Below are 13,431 nucleotides of genomic sequence, written 5' to 3'. Positions count from 1 at the left end.
CGGTACCGCCGGGCATTCGTTAGCGCCGCAACGTTTCGGGGGCGCCGGGCGATGAAGGGGTGACCGGAGTAAGGGGAGTCATGGCCGACCACGTCATCCTGACGCGCTTCAACCTGCCTTCGAAGGGCGCCGAGAGCTACGTCCGGGCGAAGGAGGGGTGGCTGACCGAGCGCGTCGCCCTGTTCGAGCGCTACTGCCTGCCGTCGGTGCTGGCGCAGACGGACGAACGGACGCGGTGGCTCATCTACTTCGACCCCGAATCACCGCGATGGCTCAAGGACAAGATCGCCTCGCACGGTGACGCGTACACGCCCGTTTACCGCGCGGAGGTCTCGCGGGAAGAGCTGAGGTCGGACATCCGGTCGCTCTTCTCCCGGACGAGCTCCGAGCTCATCACCACGAACCTCGACAACGACGACGGCCTCGCCGTCGACTTCGTCGAACGCCTCTGCGCCGCACCCCGCCCGACGACCACGGCGGCGTACTACCTGGTGAACGGCCTGATCAAGTCGCCGGGCGGCCTCTACCACCGCGTCGACCGGCACAACGCGTTCGTGTCGGTCCGCGAGTCGTGGGACGAGCCGGTGACGTGCTGGGCGCACTGGCACAACCGGATGCACCTGCACTTCCCGGTCGTCGAGCTGGGCGGCGCCCCCGGCTGGCTGCAGGTCGTGCACGGCGGCAACGTCTCGAACCGCACCCGCGGCCGTCTCGTCTCGCCCGCGCCCTACCGCGCCGCCTTCGGCGCGTCGCTGGACGACGTGCCGGAGCCGGGCTCGCTGGCCGTCGCGCAGGACCGGCTCATCGACCAGCCGATCCGGTTCGTGCGCGACTCCGGGCGCGTGGCCGCGAAGAACGCGGCGATGAAGGTGCTGGGCAAGGGCGGCTTCGAGAAGATCAAGCAGAAGCTGGCTGCTCGCGGTTAGTCCCGTAAGCCACGATGAGTGTCACGGTGAGTGCTGCCAGCGCCACCGTGACGCTGGTCCCGAAGCTGGAGTACTGCAGAAGTAGTCCAAACGCGACAGACGAGACGAGACGGCCCAGCGCCTGCCCCGTCTGCACGACGGACAGGCCGCTCGCCCGCAGCGACTCCGGCGCCGTCTCGCTCACCTTGGCCGACAGCACCCCGTCCGTTGCTGCGTAGAACAGCCCGTGCAGCAGCAGTGCGGCGATCGCCACGCCCATCCCGCCCTCGGGGATGAACAGCAGCGCGTACACGCCCAGCAGCAACCCGTGCCCGACGAGGAACATCCGCCACCGGCCGAGCCTGTCCGAGAGCTTCCCGAGCGGCGCGGCGGCCGCGAGGAAGACGACCGCCGTGCCGAGCGGGAGCAGGGGCAGGTAGCCCAGCGAGATGCCGGTGGCCTTCTGCACCAGCACGTAGACGAACGCGTCCGAGATCGTCGCGAGGCCCAGCAGGCCGGCGGAGATCGTGGTGCGCCGGAAACTCCGGTCGGTGAGCAGGTTCAGCCCCGCCTTGAACGACGGCCGCGGCCCTTTCGGCTGCCCGGTCTTGGGCTCCCGCACGAACGAGATCAGCACGATCAACCCGATGACCGCGAACGCCGCCGACACGGCGAAGATCGGCCCCGGCACCATCCCGATCTGCGCGAGCAGCAGGAAGGTGATCAGGGGTCCCAGCAGCGCGCCGAACGTGTCCATGCTCCGGTGCACCCCGAACGCCGCACCCAGCCGGTCCTCGGGCGTGGCGAGCGAGATCATCGCGTCCCTGGGGGCGGTCCGGATGCCCTTGCCCGCGCGGTCGGCGGCCATCAGCGCACCGATGCCGAACGCCGACGCGCCGACCAGCGGGAAGAACACCTTGGTGGCCGCCGACAGCCCGTACCCCGCCGCCGCGACGGCCTTGGGCTTGCGGAACTTGTCCGAGACTCCGCCGCCGACCAGCCGGAGCACCGCCGTGGCACCCGTGTAGATGCCGTCCAGCAGGCCGAACTGCGCGTAGCCCAGCTGGAGCGTGAAGAGCAGGTAGACGGGCAGGAACGCCGTGATCATCTCGGCGGAGACGTCGGTCAGCAGGCTCACCGTGCCGAGGGCGAAGACCGTGCTCGGCAACCGCTTGCGGAAGTCCGCCTTGCCGGGGCGGGAGGAGGCGACGTACATGGGAGACCTACCTGCCCGGGGTGTCGGTGGTGCGAGGAGCGAGGTGCGCCGGCGCGCGGCCGGGACGTGGCTGCGCCATCGCGAAGTCCCGGTTGCCCCGCGGGAGCGGAGTGGCGTCCGCGGCCGCCGTCCGTGTCGCGGCCGCCCCCACGCCGCTCACCACGCCAGCGTCTGGTGCCACACTTCGAGCGACAACAGCGTCCAGATGCGCGGCTGCTCGTTGCGGTCACCCGAGTCGTGGTCGTCGAGCAGCGCACGCACCGCCGCCCGGTCGAAGGTCTTGCCCACGAACGACGTGGGCCCGGTCAGCAGGTCGTAGGCCATGTCCCGCAGGCCGTCGCGGAACCACGCGTCGAGCGGCACCTTGAAGCCCGACTTGGGGCGGTCGACGACGTCGGCCGGCAGGTGCCGGCGCGCCACCTCCTTCACGACCCACTTGGTCGTGCCGCCGCGCACCTTGACATTGCTCGGCAGCGAGAACGCGAGCTCGGCGACGCGGTGGTCCAGGAACGGGGGGCGCAGCTCCAGGGACGCGGCCATCGACATGCGGTCGCCGCGCTCCAGCAGGTTGTCGGCGAGCCAGGTGTGCGAGTCGGCGTAGAGCATGCGCCGCAACGCGTCCCCGCGGCCGTCGACGTAGGGCGCCAGCACCGAACGCGTGGCCGGGCCGCCCAGCAACGCTGCCCGTTCGGACACCGTGAAGGGTGCGAACCAGCCGCGCATGCGTTCGGCGTACGAGGGCTCGGCCAGCGCGCGCAAGGCGATGCCCATGCGCGCCTTCGAAGCCGGCAGCGCCTTCTCCAGGCGCCTCAGGGCGAACGAGGGCGCGGCGCCGGCCAGGCGGGTCGGCAGCGCGAAGCGGTACTTCGGGTAGCCGCCGAACAGCTCGTCGCTGCCCTCTCCGGACAGCACGACCTTGACGTCGCGGCGGGCCAGTTCGGCCAGGCGGAAGACGGCCACGTCGGCCGGTTCGGACAGGGGCGCGTCGCGGTGCCAGGAGAGCTTGGCCCAGCTGTCGCGGAAGTCGTCGGCCGTCACGACCACGTTGTGGTGCACGCTGCCGACGAGGCCCGCGACCTTCTCGGCCCAGTGCAGCTCGTCGACGCGCGGGTCGCCGAAGCCCGCGGAGAACGTGTGCAGCTCCGCGTCACCCCGTTCACGCGCGACCAGGGCCGTGATCAGCGACGAGTCCACGCCGCCGGAGAGGTACGCGCCGACGGGCACGTCCGCGACCAGCGCGTCGCGCACCGACGCCGTGAGGGCCTCCTCGACCAGGCGGACGGCCTCGGCGGGCGTCACCGAGCGGATCTCGGACTCGCGCGGCAGCTCCCAGTACGGCTCGACGCGCACATCGCCCGAGGCGGTCACGACCAGGTGGTGGCCCTGCGGCACCTTCCGGACGCCGCGCACGAGCGTGTACGGCGCGGGCACGCTGCGGTGCGCCAGGTAGTCGTGCAGCGACTCGTGGTCGACCGCGGCGGCGCCTATCGCGGGCAGCAGCGCCTTGATCTCCGACGCGAACGCGAACATCGACGAGTCCGCGTAGTAGTAGAGCGGCAGGATGCCGAGCCGGTCGCGGAACAGGTGCGTCTCACCGGTGGCCGCGTCGTGGATCGCGTACGCGAACTGCCCGCGCAGCCGCGAGACACCGGCGGCGCCGTGCTGTTCGTACAGCGCGAGCAGCACCTCGGTGTCGCCGTTCGTGCGGAACGGGTAGCCGAGCTGGGTCCGCAGCTGCCGGTAGTTCAGGATCTCGCCGTTGAACGCGATCTGCGTCGTGCCGGACGCGCCCGCCATCGGCTGCGGCGACCCGGCCAGGTCGATGATCGAGAGCCGGGTGTGCGCGAGGCCGATCGAGCCGTCGGAGAAGAAACCGCTGTCGTCGGGGCCGCGGTGGTGCAGCCGCTTCGCCATCTCGGCGAGCAGCTGGCGGGAGACGGGCGCGCCGTCGAACCGCCTGATGCCTGCGATGCCGCACATGGTCAGCGGTCCTCCGCGATCTGCATGAGCTCACGGGCGCGGGAGTCCCAGGAGGCGGTCAGCACGGCCGCGCGGCGCTCGGCGGGGGTCTTGAGGCCGCCGTCCTTGAGCGTCAGGCGGACCTGGTCGATGAAGTCGGCCTCGCCGGACGCGATCCGGATGACGTCGGAGTAGCGCTCCACCTCGGGGAAGGCCGTGGACACCACGGCGAGCCCCAGGGCCAGGTACTCCTTCATCTTGATCGGGTTCGCGTGCTTGATCCAGTCGTTGTCGAGCCACGGCATGAGCGCCACGTCGAAGGCCGAGCCGTAGCCGGGGATCTCTTCGTAGGAACGGAAGTCCAGCCAGTGCGCGTTTGGGTACCTGGCGTAGCGCTCCATCGAGCACGTGGCGTCACCGATCAGCACGACGGAGGCCTCGGGGAACTCCTGCGCCACCTTCTCGACCAGGTCGAAGTCGACGAGGTAGTCGTCGAGGCTGCCGAAGAACCCGATGCGCGGTCCCGGGATCGAGGCGATGTCCGCCGGCAGCTCGGCGCGGCGGGTGAAGTGGTCGACGTCCACGCCGTGGTCGAGGAAGTGCGCGCGATTCCCCGTCAACGCGGATTCCTCCTCCTGCAGGGCGCGCGAGACGTAGAGGACGGTGTCCGAATTGGACAGCAGCTGGTTCTCCAGCGCGGCGATCGTGCCCTGGTCGGCCTCGGGGAACGCCGAGTGCCGGTCGGAGCGGTTGAACACCAGGCCCCTGTGCTTCATCGGCTTCACGACGTCCCACGCGGTGGGGATCGTGGCGACGACCACGGGCGTGCCCATCCGCAGGAAGAAGCACACCGCGCGGACCTGCGTGCGCACCAGCACCGAGTTGAGCTTCCGCAGCCACGGCTTGCCGTAGAACGGCAGGGGAGCGGGCGTCATCACGTAGAAGTTCGGCGTCTCGGGGATCGGCTGCCGCACGAGCATCGCGACGCTCTTGGCCTTGCGGAAGATCCGGCGCAGGAACTGCGTGCTCCTGCCGGGCGACGGCATCCGCAGGCCGATGCTGTTGACCAGCAGCACCTTGCGGTGCTTGGCGACGCGGCGCAGCAGCTGGAAGTCCGAGTGCGCCCGGTTGTGGTACCACCAGTCCTGCGCCGAGAAGCACAGGTAGCTCGGCCCTTCGGACGCGACCTCCTCCGGCCAGCGGCGCATTCCGAAAAGACCCTTCAACGCGGTGCGGTGCTTCGGCGAACGCGCGCGAAGTCCTTCGTTCACGATCATCGCGAGCCACAGGAAGAATGCGGCGAACCGCCCGTGCAGCTCGCGGTGCAGGCGCACCTTGTTCGCGGTCAGCATCGACCACAGCCGGGCGTTCGTGGACACCTCGCCACCGATGTGCGTGACCACCGCGCGCGGCTCGAACCAGACACCGCCGGTGCGCAGCATGTACTCGGTCTCCTCCGAATAGAGGAAGTAGCGTTCGTCCAAAAGGCCGTGCTTCTCGATGACCTCGCGCTTGACCAGCCACGCGCAGCCCGTCGCCCAGTCGGCGGCGTGCGCGCCCTGGTAGGCCTTGTCGTCGGTGACCGTCTCACCCAGACCGATCGCGCCGGCGCGGCGACCGCCGATCACCGCCTCCGCGAAAGCACCCAGGACGCTCGGCTCGCGGCGCAGCGAATGCGACAGCGCGCCGTTCCCGTCGACCAGGCGGGGCACGACGATCGGCTTGTCCGCGGCGCGCAGCGATTCCACGGCTCCGGGGTGCAACCGGATGTCGGCGTTGAGCACGAGGACGTCGTGCCCTTCCGCCGCTTTGATCCCGAGGTTCACACCTGCGGCGTAGCCACCGTTCACCGGGCTGCGCAGGACTTCCACGCCGGGGCGAGTGGCGGCCGCCACAGTGCCGTCGGTGGAAGCGTTGTCGACGACGATCACCCTCACACCGTCGGGCAGCGAGTCCAGGCACCCCGCGATGACCTGTTCGCTCTGGTAAGTGACGATGACCACCGCGACAGGTGACCGCTCCACAACCGCTCCTCGCTTTTCGGGCCTCTGCGCCTACATCGAGCGGTTTGCAACCTCCGTTACGAGAACCGCGGAAGGTGTAACCGTTTCGCCCTCCGGAACGAGAACCAGAGCGTGACGTCATCGCCGCACGTGTTGATCATCGTGCAGAACCTCCCCGTGCCTCTGGACCGCCGGGTGTGGCTGGAGTGCCGTGCCCTGACCGCCGCCGGGTACGAGGTTTCGGTGATCTGCCCGAAGGGTCCGGGTGACCCCGCCTACCAGCTCCTCGACGGAGTGCACCTCCACAAGTACGCTCCGCCGCCCCAGGCCGAGGGCGCGCTGGGCTACGCGTGGGAGTTCCTGTACTGCTGGGTGCGCACGGCGTTGCTGAGCGTGAAGGTCCGCGCCCGCAGGCGGTTCGACGTCATGCAGGCCTGCAACCCGCCGGACACCTACTGGGCGCTCGCGCTGCTCTGGCGGCTCGGTGGCGTGAAGTTCGTCTTCGACCACCACGACCTCAACCCCGAGGTGTTCCTCTCCCGCTTCGGCGAGCCCCGGGGGATCGCGGGCAAGCTGCAGTACCGGATCTTGAAGTGGCTGGAGCGCAGGACGTTCCGCACGGCCGACAGGGTGACGTCGACCAACACCTCGTACCAGAAGATCGCGTGGACGCGCGGCTCCGTGCCGCCCGGGCACACCACCGTCGTGCGCTCCGGTCCCGACACCACCGTGATGCGGCCTGTCGAGGGCGTGGACGAACTGCGACGCGGCGGCAAACACTTGGTGGCGTATCTGGGAATCATGGGACCGCAGGACGGTGTCGACGGCGTCCTCGAGGTCGCGCGGAGAGTGGTTTTCGACCGCGGCCGGACCGACGTCCGCTTCGCGCTGCTGGGCTTCGGCGACTGCCTCGAGGACCTGAAGAAGCAGGCCACGGCCTGGGAGCTCGATCCCTACGTCGAGTTCACGGGACGGGTCGGGCCCGAACAGATCACCCGTTACCTGTCCACGTCGTCGGTCGGACTGGGCCCGGATCCGTTGTCGCCTTTGAACGACGTGTCCACTATGAACAAGACCATGGAGTACATGGCCTACGCGCTGCCGGTCGTCACGTACCGGCTGCAGGAGACCGTGGTGTCCGCCGGCGAGTGCGCCGTGCTGGTCGAGCCGGGTGACGTGGAGGGGTTCACCACGGCGCTGCTCGACCTGCTCGACGACGCGGAACGGCGCGGCCGCCTCGGCTTCGAGGGTCGCCGCCGCTGCGAGGCGGTGCTCGACTGGCGCCCGCAGGCCGAGAACTACGTGGCGGTGTTCGACGGGCTCACCGGCTTCGTCTCGCGCGGCCCGTTCCCCGACGGCAGGCCCGAGCTCGGCGCGGGAACCGACCGGTGGGGCAACAAGATGATCGACGTGAGCGACGACGCCGTGCTCCGCGCGTTCGCCGTGAACCGAACGGGAGAATGATGTTCGTCAGAAGGATCGCTGTCGTCGGCACCGGCTACGTCGGTCTGACCACGGGCGCCTGCCTCGCGTCGCTCGGGCACCGCGTGGTGTGCGCGGACGTCGACGCGGGCAAGGTCGAGCGCCTCTCGCGCGGCGAGGTCGACATCCTCGAACCGCGTCTTGCCGAACTGGTCGCCGAGGGTTTGGCCTCCGGCCGCCTGTCGTTCGTCCTCGGGGCCTCGGCCGCCGTCGCCGACGCCGAGGTCGTCTTCCTCTGCGTGCCCACGCCGATGGGCGTGGGCGGCATCGCGGACCTGCAGGCGGTCGAGTCCGTTGTGGACGAGACGCGCGACCTGCTGCCGTCCGGCTGCGTGATCGTCAACAAGTCCACCGTGCCCGTCGGCACCTCGCTGCGCACCGCGGAGCTGCTGCGCCGCGACGACGTGGCCGTCGTCTCGAACCCCGAGTTCCTGCGCGAGGGCTCGGCCGTGCACGACTTCCTCAACCCGGACCGCATCGTCGTCGGCTGCGACCAGCAGGACGCCGCCGAGCGCGTCGCCGCCCTGTACGCCCGCCTCGGCGCGCCGACGGTGCTGACCGACGCCGCCTCCGCCGAGATGGTCAAGTACGCGGCGAACTGCTTCCTCGCGATGAAGCTCTCGTACGTCAACGCGGTCGCGGAGTTGTGCGAGCGGCTCGGTGCCAACATCACCGACGTCACCGAGGGCATGGGCTACGACAAGCGCATCGGCCAGGCCTTCCTCAACCCCGGCCCCGGCTGGGGCGGTTCCTGCCTGCCCAAGGACACGCACGCCATGCTCCAGGTCGCGGACGCCGCCGACTTCGAGTTCCGCCTCCTGCGCGCCACGATCGACACCAACGAGCGCCAGCGGCAGCGGATGGTCGAGAAGGTGCGCCTGGCCGTCACCGGCAAGCGCGGCGGCTCGCTGTCCCACGTCCGCCTCGGCCTGCTGGGCCTCACGTTCAAGGCGGGCACGGACGACCTGCGCGACTCGCCCGCCCTGGCCGTGGCCGCTCTGCTGAAGCAGGCCGGCGCGGAGCTCGTCGGCTACGACCCGGCCCTGACCGGCGGCACCGACCTCGGCGCGATGTCCGTTGTGGACGATCCGTACCGGGCGGCGAAGGACGTCGACGCCCTCGTCGTGCTGACCGAGTGGCCGGAGTTCCGCTCCCTGGACTGGGCGCGGCTGTCCGAGGCCGTGAAGCAGCCCGTCGTCGTCGACACCCGCAACATCCTGGACCCGGACGTCCTCGGCCGCGCGGGCTTCCGGTGCACCTCGCTCGGCCGCCGGGTGTCCGTTTAGGACTATCGCGCCCGGCGGACAGGTCTGTCCCCGGTAGCGGGGCGTTCGTGAGGTCCGGGTCCGGTAGTGGTGGTCCCGGCTGCCGAACGTCCCGCTGTTCCGCGGTCGCAGACCACGACCCGCGGCTCCTCACCACCGCGGCAGGTCCGGCCCGTGGTGCCTGACGCCGGCGAAGAGGTCCGTCTCCGGCAGGGGAGCGTTCGTCGTGTCGATCGCGCGGGTGTAGGACTCGGTCGAGGACCGCTGCCCCGCCGTCAGCTTCCCGATGAGCGACTGGCTCTCGTAGCAGTACATCGCTTTGCGCTTGAGCTCCGCCACCGACGACGTGTCGATCGTCGTCGTGGCCAGGCTTTCGTGCGCCTCGAGGTACAGCTTGGCCGGAATGCCCGTTTCCTTGGCCGCGAGGTGGGCCACCCGAGCCGCGTGCACGTGGTCGCGGTGCTGGTGCGGGTTGTGGTGGTCGTGCGTGACGACCACCTGCGGCCGGTAGTGCTCGATGAGCGCGGCGACCCGCCCCGCCGCCGTCTCGACGGGGATGGAGCAGAACGCCCCCGGCGGCACCTCCCCGGTCTCCCCGGAGTCGTGGTACCCCAACAGTTCCAGGTCCGTGACGCCCAGCACGTCGCACGCCGCGAACAGCTGCGTCCTGCGCCTGGCCGCCACCGCCTGCGGGTGGTGGTCGAGATCGCCCGGCTTGATCCCGCCGGGCATGTCACCCAGCTCGCCGCTGGTGCACATGACGAGGACGACGCGAACGCCCTGCTGGGCGTAAAGGGCGAGGACGCCTCCCGTCGACCGCGACTCGTCGTCGGGGTGGGCGTGGACGGCCAGCAAGGTTCTCGGTCCATCGAACTGCACGCGGGAAAGCTACCCGGAAACTATTGTGCGGCGCGTGACCGACTTGCCGTCCGGCCTGAAGCCGCTGGAACTCGCCAACCACCTTCGTGGACAGATCACCCGCGGGCACGAGTACGCCCGTTCGCGCAAGCACCGGTTCCGGTGGAAGTCGGTAACTGTCCGACTGACCACTTTGGTGCTTTCGGCGGTGTCGACGATCATCCTCGGACTGCAGAACCTGAACCCCTGGACCGGGACGGCGTTCGCGCTCGTCGCGGTGGTGACGGTGGTGTCCGCCTTGGAGCCGTTCTTCGCCTGGCGGTCTTTGTGGGTGTTGATGGAGGACGCGTCCCACCGGTTCCACCGGCTGGAGGACGATCTCTCGTACTACGTCGCGTCCACGCCCGCGGACGAGGTGGACGCCGAGCGGGTTCGGGAGATGTTCGAGCAGTACCAGGCCATTTGGGACTCGCTGAGCTCTCGGTGGTCGAGGTTGCGGGACAACGGGTGAGGCCGCTCACCGCGGCACCCCCGCGAACGCCACCGCCTCCGTCGCGGGCCGAGGGCCGGCGACGGAGGCGGTGGAGGTAAGCCTGGGGTCGGCCGTCAGGGCGTGGCCGCCGGCTTTCCCTTGCCGTCCGGAGCGTTCGGGTCGTGCACGTAGTTCTCCTGCCACACCGCCCACTTGTGGGCGGTGCCGTTCTGGCTCACGTAGGCCGCGCCCCAGCCCGTGCCGGTGAAGCGGTTGTTGATGGACCTCATGTTGCGGCCGTAGCTGTGGCCGAAGCCCGACTCGAGGCCCAGCTGGTAGCCGCCGCCCTCGAGCAGGTTGCCCTCCACGGTGACGTTGTCGATGTCGTTGCCGTAGGTCTGGATGAACAGCGCGCCGGTGTCGTTGCCGGTGGAGCAGTCGATGCGGTTGTTGCGGAACGCCAGGGTGCGGCCCGCGTTCTTGTCCAGCGGGAAGTCGCGGACGGTGGCGCCGTCGTTGTGGGACTCCCCCTCCGAGCGGAGGCCTCGGACGTAGTTGCCTTCGGCCAGGGCGTTCAGGGAGTGGCCGGTGTTGAAGAAGCAGATGCCGGAGCCCATGCCGCTGATGTAGTTGCGTTGCAGGGTGCCGACTCCCAGGAACGCGCAGGAGCCCGCGATGGTCTTGGCCGGGAGGGCCGAGCCGTCGATGTTCGAGTCGCGGATGGTGACCGGGCCGCCGGTCACCTGGCACGAGTCGCTGCCGCAGGGGCCGTTCGTGGTGATGAGGGGTGCGGTCTCGCCGAGGCGGGTGGGGCGGATGCAGGACTTCTCGACGGTGATGTCGCCCGCGAAGAGGGTGAGGGCCTGTTCGACCCGCTTGCCGGAGATCACGGTGCCCGCGGGCGGGTTGGCGGGGCCCGTGTAGAGGGGCAGGGAGTCGCATTTCAGGCCGTGCGCGGCCAGTCCGGTGTTGGCCTGGGTGAGCTTCCAGCCCGGGGAGCCGGCCGGCGCGGGGGTGCCGGGGTTCGCGGGGGGCTTCACGGGGCCGTTCGTGGCGGAGGCCACCGAGGAGCCGGGGGCCGCCGAGCTGCTGCTCGGGGCGGGGGAACTGCTGGTCGAGGTGGCGCTGGTGCCGTCCGCGACCGGTGCCGGTGGGGCCGCCTCGGTCGGGGAGCAGGCGGCCAGCGCGACGACACCACCGGTCAGCAGCACGGCCATTCTCGGTTTCACGGCTGAATCCACCTCCACGCGCGTTCACGACGGGGGACCGTGAACTCGCCGATTGTGTCGTCGGCCGTTGCGGAATGTGCGCGGAACTCGTGCGACCGAGTTCGTACCGGGGGCCTTGGAACGGTAGGCACACTGCACGTGCCGACGTGCGGAGTCAAGCTGATCCCGTTGCGCCGCAACATCATCTTCCCGTTCGGCGGGAATCGACCGGGACGTGCGGGCAGGCAGATCACGGTTTCACCACCGCGGCATTCGGTTCTTCGATGTGTGAGATCAGCGACCCGTGAACGTCGCGCGGCCGGGACCGTCGGTGAGGAAGCTGTGCACGGCGCGGGGCAGGTCTTCCGTTTCGAACAACGCCGACGCGATCGTCGTGACGTGCGCGTCGGCCTCCGGGACCCCGCCGTTCTCGAAATGCGCGAGGACCTGTTTGGTCGCGGAATGCGCCTTCGTCGGGCCGACGGCGAGCGCCAGCGCGAACTCTTCGGCGGCCAGCGCGAAGCCCTCGTCCGGGAACACGCGGTTGACGACGTTCCAGCGCTCCAGCTCCGCGGCGCCGTAGAGGTCGCCGGTCATGACGAACTCCTTCGCCCGAGCCACCCCCGCGCGGGCCGCCAGGCGCTGCGTGCCGCCCATCGTCGGCGTCAGGCCCACGACCTTCTCGACCAGGCCGAACCGCGCCGACTGTGCGGCCACCAGCAGGTCGCACGCCACCGCCAGCTCGAAAGCCCAGGTCAGGCACAGGGCGTGCGCCGCGAAGACGGTCGGGATCGGCAGTGCGGCGAGGCGCTGGGGGAGCAGCAGCATGCGGTCGAACAGCTGCTGCGCCTCCTCGCGGTACTCCTGCGCGGCGAACAGCGACACGTCGACACCGCCCGACACGACCTTGCCCGTGGCGTTGACCAGCAACGCCCGCGCGTCGCCCAGCTCGTCCAGGGCCTCGTGGAACTCCGCGTCGAGGTCGAGGGCGTAGAGGTTGAGCGGCGGCGCGTCGATCGTGATCACGGCGAGCTCGTCGCGGCGGGTCAGGTGGATCTTCAAAACTGGCTCACAACCAATCGCGGCGCTTGAACATCACGTACAGGAAGTAGGAGAGGCCGAAGATACCCAGCGTGGCGACCCAGAAGCCCCACCTCTGCTCAAAGCCGGGATACGGGACGTTCATGCCGTAGTACCCGGAGATCGCGGTCGGCACGGCGATGATCGCGGCCCAGCTCGTCACCTTCTTCATGATCGAGTTCAGCCGGTTGCCCTGCACGGCCACCTCGGCCTCGCGCAGGTTCGTGACCAGCTCGCGCATCGACTCGGTCAGCTCGGCGATGAACAGCGTGTGGTCCTTGACGTCGAGGTAGTACGGCATCATCACGTCGTCGACGAGCTCGTGCTCGCGGTGCAGCAGCGACCCCAGCACCTCGCGCATCGGCAGCGCGACACGCCGCAGCTGGACCAGAGCGCGCCTCAGCCGCAGCGCCTCGCGGCCCACGTCCGGCTTCCCGTCGTAGATCCGGTCCTCGAGGTCCTCGATCGCGTCGTCGAGCTGCTGCGCGGCGGCGTAGTGGCCGTCGACCAGGTCGTCGAGCAGGCCGTGCAGCAGGAACCCGATGCCCGCGCCCGCCAGCGTCGGCGCGGCGTCCCAGCGGCGCTGCACACCCGCGAGGTCGTAGTCCTCGCTCTCGCGCACCGTCACCAGCGCGTTCCGGGTCACGAAGATGTCGACCTCGCACATCTTGAGCTCGTGCTCCTCGTACCGGACCGCGTAGACGGAGAGGAAGAGGTGGGTGGGGTAGCGGTCGACCTTCGGGCGCTGCCGCTCGGAGAACGCGTCCTCGATGGCGAGCTCGTGCAGCCCCAGCTCGTCGCGCAGCAGAGCCGTCTCGGCCTCCGACGGGGCGCACAGGTCGAACCACACGACGGCGGACGGGTCCCCGAGGTGGTCCGAGACCTCCTCGAACGGGAAGTTCGAGTCGACGAGTTCGCCGTTGCGGTACAACCTTGTCCGACCCATGGGTGATTAGCGTACGTAGATCTACTCAGATGTGAGG

Annotated in this window: 11 protein-coding genes; 4 read left to right on the top strand and 7 right to left on the bottom strand. The window is 69.9% G+C overall.

Translation table 11 applies throughout. From position 1 onward, the window contains the following. The first annotated feature begins 80 nt into the window (after nt 1-80). A complete protein-coding gene (locus V1227_RS15285; protein WP_329793219.1) occupies nt 81-926 on the top strand; it encodes a glycosyltransferase in 846 nt (281 codons plus the stop codon). Here the strand turns inward: V1227_RS15285 and V1227_RS15280 are convergent. From V1227_RS15280 to V1227_RS15270, 3 genes are all read right to left on the bottom strand, one after another. Continuing rightward, on the bottom strand, nt 898-2,121 hold the full coding sequence (locus V1227_RS15280) for an MFS transporter (protein ID WP_329793218.1): 1,224 nt from the start codon (nt 2,119-2,121) through the stop codon (nt 898-900). The two genes, V1227_RS15285 and V1227_RS15280, sit on opposite strands and share 29 nt — an antisense overlap. A 156-nt stretch (nt 2,122-2,277) precedes the next feature. Next, nucleotides 2,278-4,101, bottom strand: coding sequence for an asparagine synthase (glutamine-hydrolyzing) (asnB, locus tag V1227_RS15275; protein WP_329793217.1), 1,824 nt, complete (start codon nt 4,099-4,101; stop codon nt 2,278-2,280). A 2-nt stretch (nt 4,102-4,103) separates the two neighbouring features. After that, a complete protein-coding gene (locus V1227_RS15270) occupies nt 4,104-6,083 on the bottom strand; it encodes a glycosyltransferase (protein WP_329793216.1) in 1,980 nt (659 codons plus the stop codon). Between the two features lie 132 nt (nt 6,084-6,215). Between V1227_RS15270 and V1227_RS15265 the strand changes: the two genes are divergently transcribed. Continuing rightward, a complete protein-coding gene (locus V1227_RS15265; RefSeq protein WP_329793215.1) occupies nt 6,216-7,547 on the top strand; it encodes a glycosyltransferase family 4 protein in 1,332 nt (443 codons plus the stop codon). Then, nucleotides 7,547-8,851 (top strand): UDP-glucose dehydrogenase family protein, encoded by a 1,305-nt coding sequence (locus tag V1227_RS15260; RefSeq protein ID WP_329793214.1) that lies wholly within the window; start codon nt 7,547-7,549, stop codon nt 8,849-8,851. Before V1227_RS15265 ends, V1227_RS15260 begins: the two co-directional genes overlap by 1 nt. A gap of 129 nt (nt 8,852-8,980) precedes the next feature. Here V1227_RS15260 and V1227_RS15255 read toward each other — a convergent pair whose 3' ends face one another. Next, on the bottom strand, nt 8,981-9,709 hold the full coding sequence (locus V1227_RS15255) for a PIG-L deacetylase family protein (RefSeq protein ID WP_329793213.1): 729 nt from the start codon (nt 9,707-9,709) through the stop codon (nt 8,981-8,983). A gap of 34 nt (nt 9,710-9,743) precedes the next feature. On the opposite strand from V1227_RS15255, the gene V1227_RS15250 reads away from it, so the two are divergent. Next, nucleotides 9,744-10,199: a DUF4231 domain-containing protein gene (locus V1227_RS15250; protein ID WP_329793211.1), complete on the top strand. Its 456-nt coding sequence runs from the start codon at nt 9,744-9,746 to the stop codon at nt 10,197-10,199. A gap of 95 nt (nt 10,200-10,294) precedes the next feature. Here V1227_RS15250 and V1227_RS15245 read toward each other — a convergent pair whose 3' ends face one another. The 3 genes from V1227_RS15245 to V1227_RS15235 all read right to left on the bottom strand — a co-directional run bounded on the left by V1227_RS15245 (nt 10,295) and on the right by V1227_RS15235 (nt 13,394). After that, a complete protein-coding gene (locus V1227_RS15245; RefSeq protein ID WP_329793210.1) occupies nt 10,295-11,389 on the bottom strand; it encodes a hypothetical protein in 1,095 nt (364 codons plus the stop codon). 273 nt (nt 11,390-11,662) lie between these two features. Continuing rightward, the gene (locus V1227_RS15240) at nt 11,663-12,430 is read right to left on the bottom strand and encodes an enoyl-CoA hydratase/isomerase family protein (protein WP_329793209.1); all 768 of its coding nucleotides are present in this window, start codon (nt 12,428-12,430) and stop codon (nt 11,663-11,665) included. Between the two features lie 7 nt (nt 12,431-12,437). Continuing rightward, nucleotides 12,438-13,394, bottom strand: a complete 957-nt coding sequence (locus tag V1227_RS15235; protein ID WP_329793207.1) for a magnesium transporter CorA family protein — start codon at nt 13,392-13,394, stop codon at nt 12,438-12,440. Nucleotides 13,395-13,431 lie beyond the last annotated feature (37 nt).

Source organism: Lentzea sp. DG1S-22 (genome assembly GCF_036321065.1).
In the GTDB taxonomy this organism is placed as follows: domain Bacteria; phylum Actinomycetota; class Actinomycetes; order Mycobacteriales; family Pseudonocardiaceae; genus Lentzea; species Lentzea jiangxiensis.
Note: the sequence above shows the minus strand (reverse complement) of the source record. Positions and strands in the feature narration are given on the sequence as shown.